The organism is Streptomyces sp. Da 82-17 (assembly GCF_046098215.1).
Taxonomy (GTDB): Bacteria; Actinomycetota; Actinomycetes; order Streptomycetales; family Streptomycetaceae; genus Streptomyces.
Map to the genome: position 1 here is coordinate 347,697 of NZ_JBJURH010000007.1, position 21,905 is coordinate 369,601.

A 21,905-nucleotide genomic window follows, 5' to 3' on the forward strand; every position below is an offset into this window, starting at 1 on the left:
GAGTGGTTACCTCAGCCCCGGGCCTAGCGGATGTTCGGGTCGAAGGTGAAGATCACCAGCGTGCCCAGCAGGACGGTGAACACCGTCGCGGTGTACAGCAGCATCTTGAGCCAGAAGCGCGTGTTGTCGCGCTCGGCGTAGTCGTTGATGATCGTGCGCAGGCCGTTGGCGCCGTGCAGCATCGCCAGCCACAGCATCACCAGGTCCCAGGCCTGCCACCACGGGGAGGCCCAGCGGCCGGCCACGAAGGCGAAGCCGATCTTGGAGACGCCGCCGTCGAGGACGAGCTGGATCAGCAGGTGGCCGAGGACCAGGACGACCAGGACGATGCCGGACAGGCGCATGAACAGCCAGCCGTACATCTCGAAGTTGCCACGGGTGGCCTTCGGGGTCTTCTTGGTGCGCTTGCGCGGCGGCTCGATGACGGGCGCGGGGTTGTCCACGTCGTACAGCGTCACGTCGTCGGTCTTGGCTGCGGTCGTGTCAGCGGACATGTGGCTCAGCTCCCGAAGACTTCGCGGACGGCGTGGCCGAGGACCGGGTAGAGCGCCCCGACCATCAGCACGAACCAGACGGCCATGACGGTCCAGAGCATCTGCTTCTGGTAGCGGGCGCCCTTCGACCAGAAGTCGACGGCGACGACGCGCAGGCCGTTGAGCGCGTGGAAGAGGATGGCCGCGACGAGGCCGTACTCAAGGAGTGCGACCAGCGGTGTCTTGTAGGTGGCCACGACTTCGTCGTACGCCTCGGGGGAGACACGCACGAGAGCGGTGTCGAGGACGTGTACGAACAGGAAGAAGAAGATGAGGACGCCGGTGACTCGGTGAGCCACCCAGGACCACATTCCTTCCCGGCCGCGGTACAGCGTTCCAGCCGGCACGGAAGAACCCTCCGGGAGCGGGGATTGGGGCCGGCCGGCTTCTCTGTCGGTCAGGCCCGGCCGGGTACGGTCCACCGGCCGTCCGTCATCGTATCGACCAACTGTCGGTACGCCCGCGCGGGGTCCTCAGGTGTGATCAAACAGGCACGTACGGGCTATCGGCCGCACCGGAATCCGGAAATTCCCTGGATTTCCCGCGTTTCCCGGGGCCTTCCGCGGCTTGCCCGGCGAGGCCGCGGACGAGTCGGGTGAGGCGGGCGCGGGCGACGAGGCGGAGTTGGTCGGCGGCGACGACGCGTTCGTCCTCGGCGTCGTGGGCGAGCCGGGTGCGCAGGCCGGCGAGGGTCTGGTCGAGGTGTTCCTCCGGGCGGTACGCCTCCAGGGCGATGACGAAGACGTGGCCGAAGCGGCTCTCGTACGCGGCGTGTGCGGCGTCGAGGGCGGTGCGGGCGGCGGCGGGGATGCCGGACGGGTGCGGTCCGTGCGGCCGTTCGGCGGCGAGGGCGGCGGCGAGCTGGGCGGGCGGGAGGTCGTACGCGGCCTCGTCGGCGGCGGCGAGCAGCGCGTCCGGGTCCGGGTAGGGGCGGTGTGCGGTGAGCCGTTCGGCCCAGTCGGGGCTGGTGCAGCAGGCGAGGAGCCAGGCGTGTGCCGTGGCGGCGGGGGCGCGGTTGAAGACCTCGATGCCCCGGTGCACGGTGGTGGTGGGGCCGCTGCCGCGGCCCCGGGCCGGTATGGCTCCGGGCTCGGGCAGGTGCCGGGCTCGCGGTTGCGGAGGCGTGTGCAGCGTGCGCTCCTCGGTGAGGCGGTGCCGGTGGAAGGCGCCGCGGGCCGGTGCCGGGCTCGACCGGCCCAGGACTCGATGTGGCTTCGGAACTCGACCGGCTCGGAACCCGATCGGCCCAGGACCCGGCCGGCCGGACTCGGCGGGGCTGATCGGCGGGCCGGGAAGTGGCGTCACGCTATCGACGCGTGACGGGAGCTGTCCGACGGATGCGCGAATTTCACCCGGACGGGAGAGTTTCGGTACGGGTCGTGGACGGCCGTCCGGAAACCGTTCCGGGGTGTCGGCTCTCATGGGAGGTTGCTCACGTGATGCGGATGATCTTTGACTCGGATTCCGGGAGCCGTTCATGACCGGGCAGCACGGCCGGCGCGCGCACCGGGGCGGCCGTCGTGGCCGCGGCGCGACGGCCGCGGTCGTGGGCGGGGCGGTCGTCGCGGGCGGCGCCGTCGTCCTGGCGGTGACGCTCTGGCCGGGCGGCGGTGCGTCGGACGGCGGGGACCGCGCGGACGACAGCCCGCCGCCGAGGGCGGCCGAGCCGAGTCCCACGTACCCGATGTCGAAGGCGCCGCGGACCATACCCGCCGTCGCCGAGCACGAGGCGGCGCGCGGGCCGGGGTGGAAGCCGGGGCCCGAGGGCGAGGTCGTCGTCGCGAAGAAGGACGCCCGGCAACTGGCCGACGAGGGGCGGCTCCTGGCCGGCGAGCTGAAGCTGAAGTACGCGGAGGGGAAGAAGGCCGGGCCCGGGGACGTGACGCTGGCCCTGAACTCGGGCGGCGCGGGCCCGGAGGCGTACACCCTGGACGTCGGCGACCGGCGGGTGCGGATCACCGCGACGGACGACGCGGGCGTCTTCTACGGCACCCGGACCCTGAAGCAGATGACGCGCGCCGACGGCACCGCGCCCGAAGGGGTCGTACGGGACGAACCGGCCAAGGCGCAGCGCGGGTTCATGCTGGACATCGCGCGCAAGCATTTCTCGGCCGAGTGGATCGAGGAGCGGGTCCGGGAGATCGCCGACCTCAAGTACAACCAGCTGGGGCTGCACTTCTCCGACGACCAGGCGTTCCGGATCGAGTCGGACGAGCACCCCGAGGTGGTGTCCGAGCCGCACCTGACCAAGGCCGAGGTGCGGCGGATCGTGAAGCTGGCGTCCGATCTGCACGTCACGGTGATCCCCGAGATCGACTCGCCGGGGCATCTGGGCGCGGTCATCAAGGCGCACCCGGACCTGCAGCTGGTCGACGCGAGCGGGGTGCCGGCGCGGGGTGCGGTGGACATCTCGAAGCCGGCCGCCGGGAAGATCGTCGACGAGCTCCTGGCGGAGTACGCGGAGCTGTTCCCGGGCGCGTACTGGCACTTGGGCGCGGACGAGTACCGGGCGCTGATGGCCTCGGACCCGGAGGCGTCGTACCCGCAGTTGGCGCGGGCGGCGCAGCAGCGGTACGGGGGTGCGGCGAAGGTGCAGGACCTGGCGACGGGCTGGCTGAACGACCGCGCGGACAAGGTGCGGCCGACCGGCAAGAAGCTGAAGGCGTGGAACGACGGGTTCTTCCGCGGCGGCACGGTGCAGCCGGCGAAGGACATCGAGGTCGAGTACTGGACGGGCAAGGAGATCGGCGCCCGGGAGCCCGTGGAGTATCTGGACGCGGGCCGCAAGGTGGTCAACCTCAACGACGAGTACCTGTACTACGTCCTGGGCGAGCCCAACGAGTTCACGTACCCGACGGGGAAGCGGATCTACGAGGAGTGGACGCCGCTGGTGCTGCGCAAGACGCAGCCGGTGGCGGAGAAGTACGACGGGCAGATCCTGGGGGCGCGGTTCGCGGTCTGGTGCGATCTGTCGGAGTCGCAGACGCAGGCGCAGGTCGCGGACGGCATCCGGATGCCGCTGCGGGCGCTCGCCCAGAAGGTCTGGGACGACCGGAAGCCGGCGCTGTCCTGGGCGGAGTTCCAGGACCTGGCGAAGGGGCTGGGCTGAGCCGGGGCCCGTCCGTCCAGTGGACCTTGGCCGCTTTCGGTGGCGAACTCCCTTGCCGGTGTGTTGGATTCGAGGCAGAGCCGACGGTCTGACATGGGGGCGAGGGGGAAGCGGACATGGGCTTCTGGGGGTACTACGTCGTGGGTCACGGCGAGCGGCCGCTGGCGGAGCTCGGCGGGCTCGGCGGTGTACGGGACGGGCTTGCGCTGCACGAGTCGCGGGCCGAGGGCTGGCAGATCTGGGAGGCCTCGGTGCCCGACGTCGGGTCGATGGACCGGCTGGCCGCGGACTCCGGGGCGCCCGCGCTGTTCGGGTTCGTGATGGACAGCGCGTGCGTGGCGGTCGAGGCGGCGGGGCCGGAGTCCGGGGCGTGGAACGCGTGCCTGGCGCCGGACGCGATGGCCGCCTTCCTCGCGGCGGAGGGCAAGGAGCCGGACGACCTGTTCCTGCCGCCGCGGGACGCCGCGGAGCGGGCGGTCGCGTGGGCCGAGGAGGCGGGGCGGGCGCCGGCGTCGGCGGAGGACCTGGCCAAGGTGCTGCGGGCGCCGGCCGAGCCGTCGGCGGAGCTGCTGTTCTTCCGGTTCCTGGAGCGGCTCGGGCTGCCCCGGCAGTGACGGTACGGGCCGGGCCGTGCGAACGAACGGTGCCGATTCGGCCACTGCGGTGACGTTTTCGGCCAGCGGGGCGCTGTAAGGCGCAGTAACTGGAAGTGCTGCGTTCGCGACGGAAGGCGACCCCCATGAGCCTGGTGGAACTGATCGCTCAGGCCGACGACCGAAGTCTGGCCGCGGGCGGCCTCGCCTGCCTGGACCGCTGCCTCCCCCTGCTCGGCGAGACCGACGACGAGGCGCTGCGCCCCCTCTGGTCGAGCCTGGAGGCGGGCGGCGCGGGCTGGGCCGACGAGCTGACGCGGCTCCGCGAGTCGTACGCGGGCGTCGACGGGGACGACGAGGGGGCGCAGCTCGTACGGGCCATGCTGGCCGCCGCGCCCGGGGAGTTCCCCTCCGGGGGGCTGCGGGCCTGGGCGGAGGCGTGCTCGTCGGCGGCCCTCCAGGTGCACCGGCTGCTCGACGCGACGGACGACGACGGGCCGCTGACGGCCGGTGAACTCCGCCGCCAGACCCACATCCTGGACCTCCTGACCACCGCGTCCGGTGGCCTCCGCCAGGCCCTGGTCGTCTCGACGGAGGGACGCAGGGTGGTACGAGCGGTGGTGTCACGGCGGGCCCGCGTCCAGGGCTGACCCCAGGGGGCTCCGCCCCCGGCCCCCCGGCTCCTCAAAAGCCGGAGGGCTTCCTTCTATCGGCTTTCCCGCCGTCGTGGGCACAGCAGGCAGGGGGATACGTGCCCCGGCAGGGGCGCGGGGAACTGCGCGACCAGCCACGACGGCGGGAAAGCCGAACGACAGCGCCGCAGGTTTCGGGAAGGGGAGGGAAGCGGGGCGCTTCGCCCCGGTTGTTTCAGTTCGCGCGCATCGCGTCCAGGCACAGCAGGCGCAGCGAGCCGTCCGCCTCGAAGGTGCGGCGGGCTTCCCCGATGGGGTCCCACAGGGCGCCGTCCGGGGTGCGGAGAAGGTACCCGTCCGCCGTCTCCTCCCAGGCCGCGCCGAGTTCGCGCACCAGGACCTCGCCCGCGTACGAGCCGTAGCCGCGCAGCGCCTGGGCGACCGCCTCGTACGGCGGGCTCTCGCGGCGGAGTTCGGCTATGACCCGGTCCACGCTCCACAGGCTCTGCGGACTGTGGTCCAGGCGGAGGCGGGCGCCCTCGCGGAGCATCGAGACGGAGTCGGCGGCCCAGCGGGCGGGCTTCGCGGGCTTGGCGGCCGTGGCCGTTGCTTGCAGTGCAGTCACGTAGGGCTACTGCGCACCGGAGGCGCAGATCATTACCCGGTTCGGGGCAGGTCCCCGGAACCCTCACACGCGCGTCGCCAAGCGTTCGCCGAATCGCCACGGCCCCCGCGAGCCCACCGCGAGCCCACCGCAAGGCCTCCGCGACACCCGCCCCGGCCTGCGACTGTGACGAGTGGGGCGCGGGCGGCGCTGTACGGATGTGAAGCAGATACGTATGCGACGCCCCCTGCGCGCCGCCGCCACCGCGGCCGTCGCCCTCGTTTGTCTCGCGGGCTGCTCGGCGGAACCGGCCGGGCAGGACCAGGGCAAGGGCAAGGCCGAGAAGCCGAAGGCGGCCGCGGCCCCCGTCCCGTCCGAGATCCGGCTCGCGGGCGCCCTCGCCAACAAGACCGATGTCCGCGGCTACCGCATCGAGGACAACGACCAGCCCGCCGTGCGCCCGAAGGCCGACCGGGAGGAGTGCCGGCCGCTCGCCGACATGACCGGCTCCGGCGTCGACCGCACCCCCGCGGCCAAGGCCTGGGCCAGCCGCTCCTACGGCTCGACCACCGAGCGCGGCCTCGCCGTGACCGCCAGCCTCTTCTCGTACGAGGGCGACGGCGCCGCCACCACCCTCGCCGACCTGCGCGAGGCTCTCGACGCGTGCGCCGACGGGTTCAGCACCTCGGGCAACAACGGCGGCGCCACCGTCGAGTACGTGGACGTGCAGCCCGGCGAGACCCCGGCCGGCGGCGACGAGGGCGTGGCCTGGTCCATGACCGGCAAGGCCCAGGGCCAGCAGGTGCCGCTGCGGATGACCGCCGTACGCCAGGGGAACGTGCTCGCGCTGTTCCTTGCGCTGCACCTGACCGACCCGAAGAAGGCCGAGCTGCCGCAGGACCTGTACGAGGCGCAGCTGCGGCGGCTGGAGAAGACCTTCGGGTCCTGAGCCGGGCCCCTGCCGGGGTGAGGTGAACTCGCCGTCGGAGCACGGTAGTTGGGGTCGCCGGAAGCGGGGTCGGGCGGGGCTGCTGAGATAGGGCTCCGCGCATCCCGCTCCGGCGGCCCTGCCGTGCGCTCTTCGAGGACGGGGCCGGGGGAGACGCCTCTGTGGGGCGGGCCCGCGCGCATGACTCGAGGAGATGGTTGATGAGCGAGCCGGTCGACCCCAGGGTGGCGTTCGCCGTGACGGCGGAACCGACCCCGTCCCCGTCCCCGGGCCCGAGCCCGGACCCCGACCCGGAGCCGGAACGGCCGGACAGCGGCCCGCACCGCCCGGAGCCGACGCCGGGCCCGACGGGGCCGTACGACCCGCCGCCGGACGGGCTGCAGCCGCCGCAGCCGTGGGGGACCGACCCGGACGTCGGCGTCACGCCCTCCTGGGTACGGGGCCGCGCCGACGCCTGCGACACCGCGTCGGAGACCATCCGCAAGACGATCGGCATCGCGGACGACGCCTGCGCCGACCTGGCCAAGGCCGCCCCCGGCTGGGACTTCGTCCACAGCATCGACGACATGCAGCGCCGCTGGGAGGAGCTGAACAGGATCGTCACCGACCGGCTGAACCTGGCCTCCGAGAACTTCCGCAGCAGCGCCGCCGCGTACGAGACCAACGAGGCCCGCACGGCGCAGGACCTCTCGAACATCTACCGCTGAACGGAGACGCGCCATGGTGACCTTCAGCCAGGTGATCGAGATCGACATCGCCGCCCTGGAGTCCTTCGCGAAGCACTGGAACGAGACCATCCACCGCAAGATCAAGGAAGCCCGCGCGGGTTTCCACGACGACGTGGTGCGCAAGCTGCACGACGACCACTGGCGCGGGGAGGGCGGGGAGAGCGCGCAGAAGTACTGCGACCGCATAGAACTCGGCATCGACTCCCTCGACGCGCAGGTCAGGGCCGTCTGCCGGTTCATCGACGAGGAGGCCGACGGGGCGCGCGGCACGGGCGGCCTCAAGGGCCTGGAGGCGCTGCGCCGACGGGCCGTGGACCTCAACCAGGAGGCCCTGGACGAGGGCATGCGCATCGGCGAGGACGGCGGCGTCAGCTGGTCGGAGTTCGTCGACCCGAACGACCCGGACACGGACGCGTATGTGCAGGGGCGGCAGCGGCTCGCCGACTCCTTCGAGAAGCGGGCCGAGGAGATCCTCGCCGACGCCCGCGAGAACGACGAGTGGATCGCGGACTGCCTCAAGGTGATCTTCGGTACGCCGCACAACTTCGAGGTCGAGGACCGGCGGCACGGCATCCTCGAACCGACGGCCAGGGACGCCGCGGTGCACCGCAAGCTGAACAACGTCGCCGCCATCCTCGCCACCGCGAAGGGCTGGCCCACGGCGGCCGGTCTGCTCAAGCACTACCTGGACGGCAGCGGCCGGCCCGTGGAGGTCGAACCGCAGCAGATGATGGAGGACATCCCGCAGTTCCAGGAGGACGTGAACAAGACCCTGGACGAGGACGTCCGCAAGCGCCCCGACGGCAAGTTCACCACCGAGTGGCAGTCGACCCACGCGTCCAACGAGGACGGCGAGCGGAGCATGGAGTGGTACTACGCCCTCCACCACTTCCAGTACCGCATCGTCGGCGAGAAGGTCGACGGCGAGATCCACTACCAGGTGGAGGTGCAGAAGCGGTACGACTGGGGCATCCCCAGCGAGCACCGGCGCGACCTCGACAGCGGCTATCCGCCCCCGGCCGACTTCGATTTCGAGCAGGCCGACATCGCCCACCTCAACTCGGTCGGCATGGCCCGGGACTTCGACGTGAAGGGCAGGTCCGACACGATGGCGACGTGCGCATGAGGGCCCGCCGCACGGTCCTCGTCCTTGCTGCGGCGCTGGTGCTCTCCAGCTGCGGCGACGACGAGGTGTACGTGCCGCCGGGCCCCGATGCGTCTCCGCCCCCCACCGCGCCGGCGCCGCGCCAACGCCTCGTCCTGCCGGAGTCGATCGGCATCCGCTACCGCCTGGCGGACTCCGGCGCCGATCCCGCCCTGGCGCGTGCGATGCGGGACGACGTGTCCGGGGCGGTCGGGGTGTCCGGCGCGTACGACCCGCCGAGCACGGAGCGGGACGCCGGCCGGCTCACCGTCGAGGGCGTGTACGGGAAGGTGGACTGGCTGGTCGGGACCTTCGGCACGTTCCTGGAGTACGTCGAAGAACGGGCCCTGAAGCGGGACGGCCGGCGGATCGTGGCCGAGAAGACGATCAGCGCGGACGCCGGCGAAATGATCAAGTGCTGGCTGCTGAAGGCGGACCGCCCCGGCCCCGACAAGGTGTCCGTGTGGCGCTCCTGCGCCTGGGTCGACGCGGGCACCGTGGCCCAGGTCACGTGGGGCGTTCGGCCCTCGGAGGCGTCCGACGTCGACGAGTGGGACTTGGAGGCGTTCGCCCACGAGACGGCGGACGTCCGGGAAGCCGTGCAGCAGAACGCGGAACCTGCGAGAGAACAGCCCTGACCAGGGCCAAAATGAAACCCGCCAGCGATCGGCCGGGGCCGCCACCCCCCACAGGAGAGGCCCCGGCCGTCGCACGGCACGGGCCGCGCAGGCCCGTACTCTCTTCAGCGCCGTGACGGGGTTTTGTGTCACACCGCTCTGTTACCCGGCAGTTGCGGGTAGTGCAGACATGGACGTGGGGGCCGTTCAGCCCGTAGCGTCTTGTTCCTGCTGGGCTGCGAAATGGGCAGGATGAGGGAGTTGTTGGGGGACGAGGCGGAGCTGACCGCCGCGGTGCTCGCGGCACAGGACGGTGACGAGACCGCGTTCCGGACTGTGTACCGCGCCGTGCACCCGCGGCTGCTCGGTTACATACGCACGCTCGTGGGCGAGCCCGACGCCGAGGACGTCGCGTCGGAGGCGTGGCTGCAGATCGCCCGCGACCTCGACCGGTTCGAGGGCGACGCCGACCGCTTCCGCGGCTGGGCCGCCCGGATCGCCCGCAATCGCGCCCTCGACCACATCCGGATGCGCGGCCGTCGGCCCGCCATCGGCGGGGATGAGACGGAACTCACAGGGAAGCCCGCCGAGGCGGACACCGCGAGCGAGGCCATGGAGGCGCTCGCCACCGGCGACACCCTCGCCCTGATATCGCAGTTGCCCCAGGACCAGGCCGAGGCCGTGGTGCTCCGCGTCGTCGTCGGCCTCGACGCGAAGAGCGCCGCCCAGACCCTCGGCAAACGCCCCGGCGCCGTCCGTACCGCCGCGCACCGGGGCCTGAAGAAACTCGCCGAGATGCTCGGCGCCGAGGCCGCCGCAGGCTCCGCGGCCGACTCCGCCGACGGGCTCGGCGCGGTTCCCCCGCAACCCGGCAGAGGCCGCGCCGCACGGGCGCCCATGTCGTCGGCGGGTGTGACGGATTCGCGTCCGCGGACGCAGAAGGACATGTGATGGCCGACGAGCAGTACCAGTGGCTCGATGGGGACGCGGCGGAGCGACTGCTTCGCGGCGAGCCCCTCGAAGCCGTCGACGATCACGCCCGTGTCCAGGCAGAACGCCTCGCGGCGATGCTCGGCCAGGCCGCCTCGGCGCCTGCGCTGCCGGGCGTTTCCGCGAGCGGCGAACTCCCCGGTGAGGCAGCTGCGTTGGCCGCGTTCCGGGCCGCGCGCGGCGCACATGCCACGCGTGTAGACGCCGCGCCCGGCGCCGCGCCGTCCGGCCTCCGCTCCGGCTCCGGCGACACCGCCGTCCTCGGCGACAGCGGGGCCGTACGCATCGGCTCCGGCGCCGAACAGCCCCGTACGCGCTGGGGAAGACCCCTGCGGTACGGACTGGCGGCGGCGCTCGCGGCGTGCACGCTCGGCGGCGTCGCCATGGCCGGCGCGGGCGTCATCCCCACCCCCTTCGGCGGCGAGGAGCCGGGCCCCGGCACCTCCGTCTCCGCCTCGCCCACCGGGCCCGACCCGCTGATCTCGCCGACGCCCGGCACATCCGGGTCCGGTCACAGCCACGGCGGCAGCGGCTCGGCGACGCCCGACGGGGAGGTCGACGGCACCGCGCCCGGCGCCGGCCACCCCTCGCAGGGCGGCGGCGACGCCTCCGCCTCGGACGGCATCGTGCCGACGCCCACCGACACGGCCCTCCCGCGCGAGAAGCGCGAGGAGTGGTACGCACGCGTGGTCGACGGCTGCCGCGACTACCTCGCGGGCAAGCCGATGGACGCGGAGAAGAAACGCCGGATCGAATCGTCCGCGGGCGGGCCCGAGGGCGTGCGCAGCTTCTGCACGAAGGTCGTCTCCGGCGAGGGCTCCGGCGGCCGCGAGGGCGGCTCCGGCCGGGACGGCGAGGACGGAGAGGACGGCGAGGGCTCGTCCGGCGGCTCCGAAGGCGGCAAGGACAGCGACCGGAACGGCGGCCCGGCCGGCAACAAGCCCGTCGGCAACGGCGGCACCGGCGCCGTCGTCACGCCCACCTCGGCCGGACCCACCTCCTCCGCGTCCGCCTCCGCCTCGCCCACCGTCACCGCGACGGCGACCGGCGCGGCCCCCAGCACAACCGCCTCACCTGCGGTTTCGCCCACCTCGACGAGCGGATCCGGGGCCGTCGGAAATCCGTGACCGCACCGTGATCTTGCGGGTGTGACAGTTTTCAACCGCCTGGCGCAGTAAGAAGTGAGCCGACTGGTCATCGGCCGCGCGCGAGCCGGGGTTCCCCCCGTACCCCACGGCTCCAGCGCAATCGGCGGGGGTGGGACACGTTCCCCCGGTCCCACCTCCGCCCCTCCTCTTCCAACCTCCCCGCCGGCGCCGCAGCCCCCGGTCACCAGTGGACGACGACCTTGTCGCCCTTGCGGACCTGCGCGTAGAGCGCCGCGAGCTTCGCCTCGTCGCGGACGTTGACGCAGCCGTGCGAGGCGCCCGACCAGCCGCGGGCCGCGAAGTCCGCCGAGTAGTGCACCGCCTGGCCGCCGCTGAAGAACATCGCGTACGGCATCGGGGTGTCGTAGAGCGTCGACACATGGTGGCGGGACTTCCAGTAGACCTGGAACACACCGTCACGGGTGGGGGTGTACTGCGAGCCGAAGCGGACGTCGACCGTCGAGCGGACCGTGCCGTCCACCACCCAGCTGAGCGTGCGGTTCTTCTTGCTGATGCACAGCGCCCGGCCCGTCAGACAGCGCGGGTCCGGCTTCGCGGGCGGCTGGTCCCCGCCCGCGTACAGGTCGAAGTACCCCGGCTCGCCGGTCATGGCGAGCAGCCGCCGCCAGGTCGTCCGGTCCGTGCTGCCCGTGCCCGGCAGGCCGCGCTTGGCCTGGAAACCCTTGACGGCCGCGGTCGTGTCCGCGTCGTACCGGCCCGTCGGGTAGGCCGTGAACCAGTCGATCTGCCGCAGCCGCGCCTGCAGTTCGCGCACCTTCGTGCCCTGCGCGCCCGGCGCCAGATACGGAGGCGGCGAGGGCTTCGGGGGCGTGGGCGAGGGCGTGGCCGAGCGGCCCGGCGCTTTCGCGTCCACGTGGACGCCGGGCCCGCTGCCCGGCCCCGCCGCGTGCACCTTGCACCCCGCGAGCAGCGCCGCCGCCGCGAGCACCGCCCCGATCCGCCCTCGTCTGCCGTACGTGCGACGCATCCGCCCCCCCACCAGTCCCCGGTCGTACCCCTCCGGGAGGATTCCCGCCGATGATGGGGAGCGAACCGTTCCGTATGCGTACGAGAGGGACAGCAGATGGCGCGCGAGTCCGAGTCGGGTCTGCCCGTCGAGCCGGTCTACGGCCCCGAGGCGCTGGCGGGCTGGGACCCCGCACGGCAACTGGGCGAGCCCGGCGCGTTTCCGTACACGCGGGGCGTGTACCCGGCGATGTACACCCACCGGCCGTGGACGATGCGGCAGTACGCCGGGTTCGGCACCGCCGCCGAGTCCAACGCCCGCTACCGGCAGCTGATCGAGCACGGCACGACCGGCCTCTCCGTCGCCTTCGACCTGCCCACCCAGATGGGCCACGACAGCGACGCCCCGCTCGCGGCGGGCGAGGTCGGCAAGGTCGGCGTCGCCGTGGACTCGATCGACGACATGCGGACCCTGTTCGACGGCATCCCCCTCGACCGCGTCTCCACGTCGATGACCATCAACGCCCCGGCCGCGCTCCTGCTGCTGCTCTACCAGCTCGTCGCCGAGGAACAGGGCGTCCCCGCCGGGCAGTTGACGGGCACCGTGCAGAACGACGTGCTCAAGGAGTACATCGCCCGCGGCACGTACATCTTCCCGCCCGCGCCCTCGCTGCGGCTCACCTCGGACCTGTTCCGGTACTGCGGGGCCGAGTTGCCGAAGTGGAACACCATCTCGATCTCCGGCTACCACATGGCCGAGGCCGGCGCCTCGCCCGCGCAGGAGATCGCCTTCACCCTCGCCGACGGCATCGCGTACGTCCGCACCGCGCTCGCCGCCGGCATGGACGTGGACGACTTCGCGCCGCGCCTGTCGTTCTTCTTCGTGGCCCGTACGACACTCCTGGAGGAGGTCGCCAAGTTCCGGGCCGCGCGCCGGATGTGGGCCCGGCTGATGCGGGACGAGTTCGGCGCCCGGAACCCCAAGTCGCAGATGCTGCGCTTCCACACGCAGACCGCGGGCGTCCAGCTGACCGCGCAGCAGCCCGAGGTGAACCTGGTGCGGGTCGCCGTGCAGGGCCTCGGCGCGGTACTCGGCGGCACCCAGTCGCTGCACACCAACGCCTTCGACGAGGCCCTCGCCCTGCCGACCGACAAGTCCGCCCGCCTGGCCCTTCGCACCCAGCAGGTCCTCGCGTACGAGACGGACGTGACGGCCACCGTCGACCCGTTCGCGGGCAGTTACGTGGTGGAACGGATGACGGACGACGTGGAGGCGGCGGCGCTTCACCTCATGGACCGGGTCGAGGAGTTGGGCGGGGCGGTCGCCGCGATCGAGCAGGGCTTCCAGAAGAGCGAGATCGAGCGGAACGCGTACCGCATCGCGCGGGAGACGGAGGCGGGGGAGCGGGTCGTCGTCGGCGTGAACCGGTACGTGTCGGACACGGAGGAGCGGTACGAGCCGCTGCGCGTCGACCCGGCCCTGGAGGCCCGGCAGGTCGCCCGCCTCGCCGAACTGCGGGCCTCCCGGGACGGGGCGGCCGTCGACTCGGCGCTCGCGGCGCTCCGGGAGGCGGCGGCCGGCGAGACGAACACGCTGTACCCGATGAAGGAGGCGCTGCGCGCCCGCGCCACGGTCGGCGAGGTGTGCGGGGCGCTGCGGGAGGTGTGGGGGGCGTACGAGCCGACGGAGCGGTTCTGAAGCGGCCTGCGGCGGGGGAGCGGTGCGCGGCGTCCGGTATCCGGAATGCGCTGTCAGGTCCGCCGGGCGCCGTGCGAGACTCCGCGCATGTTCGGTGTCATAGACCTCCCCACGTACCTCGCGGGCCTGGCCCTGATCATCCTGCTGCCCGGCCCGAACTCCCTGTACGTCCTGTCGGTCGCGGCCCGGCGCGGCGTCCGCACCGGATATCGCGCGGCGGCCGGCGTCTGGTGCGGCGACACCGTCCTCATGACGCTCTCCGCGGCCGGCGTCGCCTCGCTGCTCCAGGCCAACGCGCTGCTGTTCGGCATCGTGAAGTACGCGGGCGCCGGATACCTCACGTGGATGGCGGTCGGCATGCTCCGCGCCGCCTGGTCGATGTGGAAGAGCCGCCGCGAGGAGCGCTCCGGGGACGCGGCCGACGCCGCCACCGGCCCGGACGAGAAGCCGTTCCGCCGAGCCTTCGTCATCAGCCTGCTCAACCCGAAGGCGATCCTGTTCTTCATCGCCTTCTTCGTGCAGTTCGTCGACCCGGACTACGCCTACCCGGCGCTCTCCTTCGTCGTCCTCGGCGCCTTCGCCCAGCTCGCCTCGGTGCTCTACCTCTCGGCCCTGATCTTCAGCGGCACGAAGCTCGCCGACGCCTTCCGCCGCCGCAAGCGCCTCTCGGCGACGGCCACTTCGGCCGCGGGCGCCCTGTTCCTGGGCTTCGCGGCGAAGCTGTCGCTGGCGAGCGCGGGCTCCTGACGGCCCCCGCCGGGCGGGGGCTCACCTGCCGGTGAGCTTCCGCCGCAGCAACGGTGTGGCCCAGTCCTCCACGTACCGGTTCAGGAGGCGGGCGAGGAGCAGCATCGCGGCGATCGTCAGCGCGAACGTCGCCCACGACGGCAGGCCGAGGCCGCGGTGCAGGGCGGCGACCGTGACCCAGCCCAGGTGCTCGTGGACCAGGTAGAACGGGTAGGTGAGCGCGCCCGCCGTGGTCAGCCAGGCCCAGTCGACCCGGTTCAGCCAGCCGAGTGCGATCGCCGCGACGGCCACGTATCCGAGGGTCACGACCGCGATGATCGCGAGTGACGAGCGGTACGAGAAGAAGTCCGGGTTCGGGGCGTGCCACAGGCGGTCCACCGCGTAGTGCTGCCCGATCAGCCAGCTGACGCCGACGATGCCCCAGGCCGTGACGTCCTTGCGGTCCCGGTGGACGAGGAACAGGCCGATGCCGCCGATGAAGAACGGGGCGTACTCCGGCATCAGGACCACGTCCAGGAGCGGCCAGTTCGCCGCCTCCGCGACGGCCGCCGCGAGGGTCCAGACCGCGCAGAAGAGGATCACCCGCTGCCGGTTCGCGCCCGGCAGGACCACGCACAGCGCGAACAGCGCGTAGAACCGCAGCTCCGCCCAGAGCGTCCAGCACACCCCGAGCACCCGGTCCACGCCCAGCGGCTGCTGCAGCATCGTCAGGTTCACCAGGGCGTCGCTCGGCGAGACCGCCGCGTACGTCACCGGGGGCAGCGCGAAGACCGCCGTGACCAGGACGATCGCCACCCAGTAGGAGGGGAAGAGGCGCGAGACGCGGGACGCGAAGAAGGAGCGCAGGGGGCGGCCCCAGCCGCTCATGCAGATCACGAACCCGCTGATCACGAAGAAGATCTGCACACCGAGACAGCCGTACGCGAACCACTCGTGCGCGGTGGGGAACTGCAGGTTCGGCGAGCTGCCCCAGGCCTCGCCGATCTCCCCGTCCCGGCCGCCGTAGTGGTACGCGGCGACCATCAGCGCGGCGATCAGCCGCAGCCCGTCGAGGGCGCGCAGCCGCGGCACCCGGCGCGCGGCCTTGGCGGGGGGCGGGGCGACGACCGCGGTGGGCGCCGGGAGGGTGCTCGGCGGGGCGCTCATCCGAGGGCTGCCCGCTTGACGGCCCGGGCCCGGCGGGCCACGCGGCGCACCGCCGCGTTGCGCGGGATGAAGCCCAGCTGGCTGGGGATCGCCCCGGGCAGGGCGAGCGCGGTGAGCCGGCGGCGCTTGAAGTAGCGCCAGGTGTGCGCGTTGAGCCGGTCCGAGAGGTACTCCTCGGCGGCCGGGCGCAGCGCCGGGTAGATCTGCGGCTGCATCGCGAAGCCGACCGCCTTGACCAGGCCCTCCAGGTCGGGCGTCTCCTGGTGCTGGGCCTCGACGGCCGCCCGGTCGGTGAGCTCGGGCACGGTCGCGTCGACGATCGTCACCGGGACCCGGTTGCTGTTCTGGTACGGGGTGAGCCGCTCCAGGAGCACCTCCGTGCCGATCCGCGCGACCGGCAGGCCGTACAGCGCGGACGCCGTGAGCAGGGCCGTGGAGAAGCAGCCGACGACGAGGGCGGGCTGCATCCGCTGGTACAGCACCTCGGCGAGCACCGGCTCGTCCAGGACGGTCAGCTCGGCGCCCAGCCGCTCCGCCTCCTGCTCCAACTGGCGCGACCAGCGGGCCGGTGCGCTCGGGTGCGGCTTGAACACCACGCGCTCGTGGCCGAGTTCGAGGGCGCCCTTGAGCATGCGGACGTGCAGCTGCTCCTCCTCCTCGGCGGTGAGGATGTCGAGCGCCGAGAGGTACTGGCCGAGCAGCAGCGCGGGCCGGCCGGACGGCAGGTCCAAGTCGGGGCCCGCGTCGGCGAGTTCGGCGAGGACCTTGGTGAAGGTGTCGCCGGGCACGATCTCCGCCTCGACGCCGAACTCGGTGAGCAGCAGCGGCTTCAGGCCCGGTACGAGGTCGAGGTGGAGCAGCCGGTCGATGCGGGTGCCGACCAGCGGGTCCAGCTTGTTGCGGGTCGGGCCGTAGCTCATCAGGCCGTCCGCGTACACGTCCACGGGGGCGCCGGTGAAGATCTGAGTGAGCGCGAGCGCCGGGTTGACCTGGATCGACTCGACGGCCAGATGCACGTCGTCGTCGCCGAGGTCCCACAGCATCCGCAGGTACCGCTCCCACAGCGGGATGTCGTCGCCGCGCGGCGCCCAACCCCCGGGGTGGAAGGGGGAGATGGCCTCGTTCCAGGACAGCACCCCGTCGAAGCGGCCGCGCAGCTGCGCGAAGCCGGGCATCGTGTCGAGTGCGGGCGCGGTCTCCGGGTTGGCCGCGTTGTTGCTGATCAGCAGCAGGCGCCGGGAGGCGGGCGGGAAGCAGTCGGCGTCCAGGGCTGCGGCGAGGGTTGCGGCGCCGTACAGCGTGGAGGCGAAGAAGATCTGCGTGGTCCGGCGGCTGCCCGCCGAAGCGGTCCGGCGCTCGGCCCGGGTGCGCGGGGCCATCAGGCGGCCACCTCCGCCGAGACCGGGCGGCGGCGCAGCCGGCGCAGCCGGGTCGCGCGCTTCACGTCCATCGAGTCGAGCGCCTCGTCGAGTACGTCCTGCGGCATGCGCTTCAGTGCCGCGGCGCTCAGCGAGCGCAGCTTTCGGGCCACGGGAGGTTCAAACCTTTCGATGGAACCCAGGTGATGGGAAATGATCGCGCAGTACGTCCGCACCGCTTTCGGCAGCAATTTCTCGGCGTCCCGGTCGGCGGCCGTTTCCCGTACCACCTGGTCGAACGCGCGAATGAAATCGAGCTGCCGGACATCTCCGATCTGGGTCAGGGAAGAGGCGACGCCGCGCCGGTAGTAGACGCCCAGATGGCCGAGGACGGCCATCGATTCGGCCTCGCGGTGCAGCCGCCAGATCCACGGCCGGTCCTCGGCCGTGCGCAGTCCGTCGGTGAAGTGCAGCAGGCCCTTGTCGACCAGCCGCCGGTGGTACATGCCGGCCCAGGCGAACGCGTAGTCCACCGAGGTCGAGCGGTCCGCGGGCAGGATGATCGAGCGCGGGTCGAGCGCGGTGTTGCGCCGCCCGTGCGGCACCCGGTGCACGCTGCGCGCCCGGGCGGTGCACTGGACGTGGTCGGTGCGCACGAAGTCGACGCCCAACTCCTCCATGGACGCGAGGAGTTGCTCGTAGTACCCGGGCGCGAGCCAGTCGTCGCCGTCCAGGAACGTGAGGTACTCGCCCTCGGCCGCGTCGAGGCCGGTGTTCCGCGCCGTGGCCAGACCGCCGTTCACCTCGTGTCGTACGTATCTGACCCGGGCGACATCGGAGAGCTCGCGCTCGGCCCGCCGCAGGATCTCCGGCGTCTCGTCGCGCGAACAGTCGTCGACGAGAATGAATTCGAAGTCGGCACGCGCGTTGTCCCGCAACGATCTCAGGGTGTCGGGCGCGTATTGCTGCACGTTGTAGAACGGCACGATGACGGAGAGCTTAACCACGCAGGGGACGTTAGGTGTCCGAGCGCCATTCGTCTCGACCGCAAGTGGGCCGGTTGGTGAACGAAGCATGGCGGATTGGTTAACCGGCCTTTTTCGAGGGCCAGTTGGCCGTTCGGCGGTCTGCTGTTAACCGTTTGTTGTATTCGGATTAGGCCGCGCCACCGAATTCCTTCCTAGCGTCATCGACGTGCCAAGTACGAGGAAGAAGCAGCGGGTCGCCGTACTCGCGGATTCCGACACCCGGTGGAAGTGGGGCTCGCTCACCGCGACCCGCCTCCTGGAGGGTGAGCGCCAGGACATCCGCCTCGACGGTTACCTGCTCCGCGGCCGGGCGACGCCCACCCCCCGCCAGCTCGCCGAGGTGGGGGTGCGCGCCGACACGCTGCGCGAAGTCACCGCCGTCGAGTTCCTGCGCGAGATGCGGGAGGGGGACGGGGACGGTCCGTACGACCTGGTCGTGCTCGCCCTGGTCGGCGGCGCCGTGCAGGCGCTGCTGCACGGGCTCGCCCACAGCTGGCAGGGCCGCGAGCGCCGCCCCGTCGTAGCCACCGGCTATGTCGGCGTCGTCTACGAGAAGCTCGCCGACGGCCTGCTGCTCCGCCACGGCGCCGACCTGGTCCTCGCCAACTCCCGCCAGGACGCGGAGCGTTTCCGCGCCGTGTACGAGGGTGTGGGCGCGGACGCCGGCTCGGTCGTGGAGTGCGCGCTGCCGTTCCTCGGCGGCGCCCCGTACGAGAAGCACGACCCGTACACCGTGACCTTCGCGGCGCAGCCCTCCGTGCCGGAGACCCGCAAGGACCGGGCGTACCTCCTCGACCGGATGGTGGCGCACGCCCGCCGGCACCCGGAGCGCGAGGTGCTGCTGAAGCTGCGCTCCAAGCCCGGCGAGCACACCACGCACATCGAGGAACTCCCGTACCAGAAGCTGGCGCAGAAGGTCCCCGGCGGGCTGCCCGCCAACTGCCGCCTCGTCTACGGGCACATGGGCGAGGTCCTGGACCGCACCGACCTGCTCGTCACGGTCTCCTCGACCGCCGCCCTGGAGTCCCTGCACCGGCGCATCCCCACCGCGGTCCTCACCGACCTCGGGGTGCGCGAGGCGCTCGGCAACCACCACTTCGTGGGCTCCGGCTGCCTCGCCTCCTGGGACCAGCTGGACGAGGGCCACGTGCCCGAGCCGGACGAGGCGTGGCTGGCCCGCCAGGGCGTCGCGATCGACGGGGCGTACGACGCGGCCCGCGCCCGGGTCGCCGAGCTCGCCGCGCTCGACCGCACCCCGGCGATCGCCCCGTACTACACCCCCGTCACCGCACCCGGCTACCAGCCCGGCGTGCTCGCCCGGCACCACCTCGGGCCCGACGGCGCCCCGCTGCCCGGCGCGCCCGTCGCCGCGAAGGAGCCCGGCCCGGTGCGCCAGGTCGTGCGCCAGGCCGCACGCGGCGCCTACCGGCACGGCGTGCAGCGCGTGGCCCCGGTGATCCGGCGCATGGGCGAGCTGTGACGCCCCGCCCGCCGACCGCCACAACCGCGACTTCCCGTACGACGACTCCCCGTACGGCCGCTCCCCAAGGAGAACAGCCCATGAGCAACCCGCAACCGGGACAGAGCCCAACTGCCGTGCCCGTGCGCCGCGTTCTCGCCGTGATCCCCGCGCGCGGCGGCTCCAAGGGCGTACCCGCCAAGAACCTCGCCCCGGTCGCGGGCGTGCCGCTCGTCGCCCGCGCCGTGCGCGAGTGCCGCGCCGCCCGGCACGTCACCGACGTGGTGGTCTCCACCGACGACCAGGCCATCGCGGCCGTCGCCCGGGAGGCCGGCGCCGAGGTCGTGCTCCGCCCCGCCGCCATCGCCGGGGACACCGCGACCTCCGAGGCCGCCGTCCTGCACGCCATGGACGCCCACGAGGCGCTGCACGGCTCGCCCGTCGACGTGGTCCTGCTCGTGCAGTGCACCAGCCCGTTCCTGACCCGCGAGGACGTGGACGGCGTCGCCGCCGCGGTCGCCGAGAAGGGCGCCGAGACCGCCCTGACCGTCGCCCCCTTCCACGGCTTCGTGTGGCGGGACAGCGCCGACGAGGCGACCGAGACCGTCATCGGCGGCCGGGACACGCACTCGGTCGAGGGCGCCACCACCACGGTCGTCGCCACGGACCGCAGCGGCGGCGGCTACGGCGTCAACCACGACAAGTCGTTCCGCCCGCGCCGACAGGACCGTCCCCAGGACCTCCTGGAGACCGGCGCCGCGTACGCCATGGACGCATCCGGCTTCCGCGCGCACCAGCACCGCTTCTTCGGCCGTACGGAACTCGTCCGCACCGACCCCGCCCGGGTGCTGGAGGTCGACGACCCGCACGACCTGGCGCGGGCCCGTGCGCTCGCCCCGCTCCTCGACCGCGAGGAGCTCCCGACCGCGTCCGACGTGGACGCGATCGTCATCGACTTCGACGGCACCCAGACCGACGACAAGGTGCTGATCGACTCCGAAGGACGGGAGGTCGTCGCCGTGCACCGCGGCGACGGACTCGGCATCGCCGCCCTGCGCAAGTCGGGCATCCCGCTGCTCATCCTGTCCACGGAACAGAACCCGGTGGTCGCCGCCCGGGCCCGGAAACTCCAGATCCCGGTCCTGCACGGCATCGACCGCAAGGACCTCGCACTCAAGCAGTGGTGCGAGGAGCAGGGCATCGCGCCTGAGCGCGTGCTCTACGTCGGCAACGACGTCAACGACCTCCCGTGCTTCGGCCTCGTCGGCTGGCCCGTGGCGGTCGCGAGCGCCCACGACGTCGTGCGCGGCGCCGCACGCGCCGTCACCACCGTCCCCGGTGGCGAAGGCGCGATCCGAGAGATCGCCAGCTGGATCCTCGGCCCTTCTCTCGACTCCCTCAACAGCTAAGGAAACACCTCATGTCTGCATCCCAGTCCCGCCTGCGCACCCTCGGCAACAAGACCGCGGGCCCCGGCCGTCCCGTCTACATCACCGGCGAGATCGGCATCAACCACAACGGTGACCTCGAGAACGCGTTCAAGCTGATCGACGTCGCCGCCGAGGCCGGCTGCGACGCGGTCAAGTTCCAGAAGCGCACCCCGGAGATCTGCACCCCGCGCGACCAGTGGGACATCGAGCGCGACACCCCCTGGGGCCGGATGACCTACATCGACTACCGCCACCGCGTGGAGTTCGGCGAGGCCGAGTACCAGGCCATCTCCGAGCACTGCAAGAAGCGCGGCATCGACTGGTTCGCCTCCCCGTGGGACACCGAGGCCGTCGCCTTCCTGGAGAAGTTCGACATCCCGGCCCACAAGGTCGCCTCCGCCTCGCTGACCGACGACGAGCTGCTCCGCGCCCTGCGCGCCACGGGCCGCACGATCATCCTCTCCACGGGCATGTCCACCCCGAAGCAGATCCGCCACGCCGTCGAGGTCCTCGGCTCGGACAACATCCTGCTCTGCCACGCCACTTCGACGTACCCGGCGAAGGCCGAGGAGCTCAACCTGCGCGTCATCAACACGCTGCAGCAGGAGTACCCGAACGTCCCGATCGGCTACTCCGGCCACGAGACCGGCCTGCAGACCACCCTCGCCGCGGTCGCCCTCGGCGCCACCTTCGTCGAGCGCCACATCACCCTCGACCGCGCCATGTGGGGCTCGGACCAGGCCGCCTCGGTGGAGCCGCAGGGCCTCACCCGCCTCGTCCGCGACATCCGCACCATCGAGGCCTCCCTCGGTGACGGCGTCAAGAAGGTGTACGAGTCGGAGCTCGGCCCGATGAAGAAGCTGCGCCGCGTCGAGGGCGTCGTGGCCGAGGCCGAGGCCGCCGAGCGCGAGCCGGTCGCGGTCTGACCCGGCTGACGGAACCCACGGAACCCATGGGATACGGGGACACCTCACGGTGAAGTCCGAACACGGGCCCGACGGCGCGCCCCGGGACGCGGAGCAGGA

General features: G+C 72.4%; 22 protein-coding genes. 14 read left to right on the forward strand and 8 right to left on the reverse strand.

The genetic code is table 11. The annotated features are described in order from the left end of the window. Window positions 1-23: 23 nt before the first annotated feature. The 3 genes from ACIDOF_RS15290 to ACIDOF_RS15300 all read right to left on the reverse strand — a co-directional run bounded on the left by ACIDOF_RS15290 (window position 24) and on the right by ACIDOF_RS15300 (window position 1,574). A complete protein-coding gene (locus ACIDOF_RS15290) occupies window positions 24-494 on the reverse strand; it encodes a succinate dehydrogenase hydrophobic membrane anchor subunit (protein WP_409006378.1) in 471 nt (156 codons plus the stop codon). Window positions 495-499: 5 nt separating this feature from the next. Next, a complete protein-coding gene (sdhC, locus tag ACIDOF_RS15295) occupies window positions 500-880 on the reverse strand; it encodes a succinate dehydrogenase, cytochrome b556 subunit (RefSeq protein WP_282543374.1) in 381 nt (126 codons plus the stop codon). Between the two features lie 136 nt (window positions 881-1,016). Continuing rightward, the gene (locus ACIDOF_RS15300) at window positions 1,017-1,574 is read right to left on the reverse strand and encodes a 2-oxo-4-hydroxy-4-carboxy-5-ureidoimidazoline decarboxylase (protein ID WP_409006379.1); all 558 of its coding nucleotides are present in this window, start codon (window positions 1,572-1,574) and stop codon (window positions 1,017-1,019) included. 436 nt (window positions 1,575-2,010) lie between these two features. On the opposite strand from ACIDOF_RS15300, the gene ACIDOF_RS15305 reads away from it, so the two are divergent. The 3 genes from ACIDOF_RS15305 (at window position 2,011) to ACIDOF_RS15315 (ending at window position 4,885) form a co-directional block, all read left to right on the forward strand. Then, on the forward strand, window positions 2,011-3,642 hold the full coding sequence (locus tag ACIDOF_RS15305; protein ID WP_409006380.1) for a beta-N-acetylhexosaminidase: 1,632 nt from the start codon (window positions 2,011-2,013) through the stop codon (window positions 3,640-3,642). 116 nt (window positions 3,643-3,758) lie between these two features. Beyond that, window positions 3,759-4,256 carry a hypothetical protein gene (locus ACIDOF_RS15310; RefSeq protein WP_409006381.1) on the forward strand — a complete coding sequence of 166 codons (498 nt, stop codon included), beginning with the start codon at window positions 3,759-3,761 and terminating at the stop codon, window positions 4,254-4,256. A gap of 125 nt (window positions 4,257-4,381) precedes the next feature. Then, window positions 4,382-4,885, forward strand: coding sequence for a hypothetical protein (locus ACIDOF_RS15315; RefSeq protein ID WP_409006382.1), 504 nt, complete (start codon window positions 4,382-4,384; stop codon window positions 4,883-4,885). Between the two features lie 217 nt (window positions 4,886-5,102). Here the strand turns inward: ACIDOF_RS15315 and ACIDOF_RS15320 are convergent, their stop codons facing one another. Then, window positions 5,103-5,492 (reverse strand): hypothetical protein, encoded by a 390-nt coding sequence (locus ACIDOF_RS15320; RefSeq protein WP_409006383.1) that lies wholly within the window; start codon window positions 5,490-5,492, stop codon window positions 5,103-5,105. Between the two features lie 214 nt (window positions 5,493-5,706). On the opposite strand from ACIDOF_RS15320, the gene ACIDOF_RS15325 reads away from it, so the two are divergent. The 6 genes from ACIDOF_RS15325 (at window position 5,707) to ACIDOF_RS15350 (ending at window position 11,026) form a co-directional block, all read left to right on the forward strand. Next, window positions 5,707-6,420: a hypothetical protein gene (locus tag ACIDOF_RS15325; protein ID WP_409006384.1), complete on the forward strand. Its 714-nt coding sequence runs from the start codon at window positions 5,707-5,709 to the stop codon at window positions 6,418-6,420. A 200-nt stretch (window positions 6,421-6,620) separates the two neighbouring features. Beyond that, window positions 6,621-7,127, forward strand: a complete 507-nt coding sequence (locus ACIDOF_RS15330; RefSeq protein WP_409006385.1) for a hypothetical protein — start codon at window positions 6,621-6,623, stop codon at window positions 7,125-7,127. Between the two features lie 13 nt (window positions 7,128-7,140). After that, on the forward strand, window positions 7,141-8,274 hold the full coding sequence (locus ACIDOF_RS15335; protein ID WP_409006386.1) for a hypothetical protein: 1,134 nt from the start codon (window positions 7,141-7,143) through the stop codon (window positions 8,272-8,274). Continuing rightward, window positions 8,265-8,930 (forward strand): hypothetical protein, encoded by a 666-nt coding sequence (locus ACIDOF_RS15340; RefSeq protein ID WP_409006387.1) that lies wholly within the window; start codon window positions 8,265-8,267, stop codon window positions 8,928-8,930. Before ACIDOF_RS15335 ends, ACIDOF_RS15340 begins: the two co-directional genes overlap by 10 nt. A gap of 240 nt (window positions 8,931-9,170) precedes the next feature. Continuing rightward, window positions 9,171-9,860 (forward strand): RNA polymerase sigma factor, encoded by a 690-nt coding sequence (locus tag ACIDOF_RS15345; protein ID WP_409006440.1) that lies wholly within the window; start codon window positions 9,171-9,173, stop codon window positions 9,858-9,860. Next, entirely contained in the window at window positions 9,860-11,026 is a 1,167-nt protein-coding gene (locus ACIDOF_RS15350) for a hypothetical protein (RefSeq protein WP_409006388.1), read from the forward strand. Before ACIDOF_RS15345 ends, ACIDOF_RS15350 begins: the two co-directional genes overlap by 1 nt. A 202-nt stretch (window positions 11,027-11,228) precedes the next feature. Here ACIDOF_RS15350 and ACIDOF_RS15355 read toward each other — a convergent pair whose 3' ends face one another. Continuing rightward, complete coding sequence (locus ACIDOF_RS15355; RefSeq protein ID WP_409006389.1) at window positions 11,229-12,035, reverse strand: L,D-transpeptidase family protein; 807 nt, start codon at window positions 12,033-12,035, stop codon at window positions 11,229-11,231. A gap of 96 nt (window positions 12,036-12,131) precedes the next feature. Between ACIDOF_RS15355 and ACIDOF_RS15360 the strand changes: the two genes are divergently transcribed. Both ACIDOF_RS15360 and leuE read left to right on the forward strand, forming a co-directional pair. Beyond that, on the forward strand, window positions 12,132-13,712 hold the full coding sequence (locus ACIDOF_RS15360; protein WP_409006390.1) for a methylmalonyl-CoA mutase: 1,581 nt from the start codon (window positions 12,132-12,134) through the stop codon (window positions 13,710-13,712). 87 nt (window positions 13,713-13,799) lie between these two features. After that, the gene (gene leuE / locus ACIDOF_RS15365; protein WP_409006391.1) at window positions 13,800-14,459 is read left to right on the forward strand and encodes a leucine efflux protein LeuE; all 660 of its coding nucleotides are present in this window, start codon (window positions 13,800-13,802) and stop codon (window positions 14,457-14,459) included. 21 nt (window positions 14,460-14,480) lie between these two features. Here the strand turns inward: leuE and ACIDOF_RS15370 are convergent, their stop codons facing one another. The 3 genes from ACIDOF_RS15370 to ACIDOF_RS15380 are packed head-to-tail and all read right to left on the reverse strand — an operon-like array spanning window position 14,481 to window position 17,970. Then, window positions 14,481-15,605: an acyltransferase family protein gene (locus tag ACIDOF_RS15370; protein ID WP_409006392.1), complete on the reverse strand. Its 1,125-nt coding sequence runs from the start codon at window positions 15,603-15,605 to the stop codon at window positions 14,481-14,483. Continuing rightward, complete coding sequence (locus ACIDOF_RS15375; RefSeq protein WP_409006393.1) at window positions 15,602-16,984, reverse strand: polysialyltransferase family glycosyltransferase; 1,383 nt, start codon at window positions 16,982-16,984, stop codon at window positions 15,602-15,604. Before ACIDOF_RS15375 ends, ACIDOF_RS15370 begins: the two co-directional genes overlap by 4 nt. Next, window positions 16,984-17,970 carry a glycosyltransferase family 2 protein gene (locus ACIDOF_RS15380; protein WP_409006394.1) on the reverse strand — a complete coding sequence of 329 codons (987 nt, stop codon included), beginning with the start codon at window positions 17,968-17,970 and terminating at the stop codon, window positions 16,984-16,986. Before ACIDOF_RS15380 ends, ACIDOF_RS15375 begins: the two co-directional genes overlap by 1 nt. Before the next feature lie 187 nt (window positions 17,971-18,157). Here ACIDOF_RS15380 and ACIDOF_RS15385 point away from each other — a divergent pair, with 187 nt between their 5' ends. From ACIDOF_RS15385 to ACIDOF_RS15395, 3 genes are all read left to right on the forward strand, one after another. Further along, on the forward strand, window positions 18,158-19,471 hold the full coding sequence (locus ACIDOF_RS15385; protein ID WP_409006395.1) for a DUF6716 putative glycosyltransferase: 1,314 nt from the start codon (window positions 18,158-18,160) through the stop codon (window positions 19,469-19,471). A gap of 80 nt (window positions 19,472-19,551) precedes the next feature. Next, the gene (locus ACIDOF_RS15390; protein WP_409006396.1) at window positions 19,552-20,859 is read left to right on the forward strand and encodes a cytidylyltransferase domain-containing protein; all 1,308 of its coding nucleotides are present in this window, start codon (window positions 19,552-19,554) and stop codon (window positions 20,857-20,859) included. Between the two features lie 11 nt (window positions 20,860-20,870). Continuing rightward, entirely contained in the window at window positions 20,871-21,806 is a 936-nt protein-coding gene (locus ACIDOF_RS15395) for an N-acetylneuraminate synthase family protein (protein ID WP_409006397.1), read from the forward strand. The last annotated feature ends 99 nt before the right edge of the window (window positions 21,807-21,905 follow it).

Coding starts and splice junctions, on each gene's coding strand:
- ACIDOF_RS15290 (WP_409006378.1), bottom strand. CDS start 494: ATGTCCGCTGACACGACCGCAGCCAAGACCGACGACGTGACGCTGTAC.
- ACIDOF_RS15305 (WP_409006380.1), top strand. CDS start 2,011: ATGACCGGGCAGCACGGCCGGCGCGCGCACCGGGGCGGCCGTCGTGGC.
- ACIDOF_RS15310 (WP_409006381.1), top strand. CDS start 3,759: ATGGGCTTCTGGGGGTACTACGTCGTGGGTCACGGCGAGCGGCCGCTG.
- ACIDOF_RS15315 (WP_409006382.1), top strand. CDS start 4,382: ATGAGCCTGGTGGAACTGATCGCTCAGGCCGACGACCGAAGTCTGGCC.
- ACIDOF_RS15325 (WP_409006384.1), top strand. CDS start 5,707: ATGCGACGCCCCCTGCGCGCCGCCGCCACCGCGGCCGTCGCCCTCGTT.
- ACIDOF_RS15330 (WP_409006385.1), top strand. CDS start 6,621: ATGAGCGAGCCGGTCGACCCCAGGGTGGCGTTCGCCGTGACGGCGGAA.
- ACIDOF_RS15335 (WP_409006386.1), top strand. CDS start 7,141: ATGGTGACCTTCAGCCAGGTGATCGAGATCGACATCGCCGCCCTGGAG.
- ACIDOF_RS15350 (WP_409006388.1), top strand. CDS start 9,860: ATGGCCGACGAGCAGTACCAGTGGCTCGATGGGGACGCGGCGGAGCGA.
- ACIDOF_RS15355 (WP_409006389.1), bottom strand. CDS start 12,035: ATGCGTCGCACGTACGGCAGACGAGGGCGGATCGGGGCGGTGCTCGCG.
- ACIDOF_RS15360 (WP_409006390.1), top strand. CDS start 12,132: ATGGCGCGCGAGTCCGAGTCGGGTCTGCCCGTCGAGCCGGTCTACGGC.
- leuE (WP_409006391.1), top strand. CDS start 13,800: ATGTTCGGTGTCATAGACCTCCCCACGTACCTCGCGGGCCTGGCCCTG.
- ACIDOF_RS15370 (WP_409006392.1), bottom strand. CDS start 15,605: ATGAGCGCCCCGCCGAGCACCCTCCCGGCGCCCACCGCGGTCGTCGCC.
- ACIDOF_RS15375 (WP_409006393.1), bottom strand. CDS start 16,984: ATGGCCCCGCGCACCCGGGCCGAGCGCCGGACCGCTTCGGCGGGCAGC.
- ACIDOF_RS15390 (WP_409006396.1), top strand. CDS start 19,552: ATGAGCAACCCGCAACCGGGACAGAGCCCAACTGCCGTGCCCGTGCGC.
- ACIDOF_RS15395 (WP_409006397.1), top strand. CDS start 20,871: ATGTCTGCATCCCAGTCCCGCCTGCGCACCCTCGGCAACAAGACCGCG.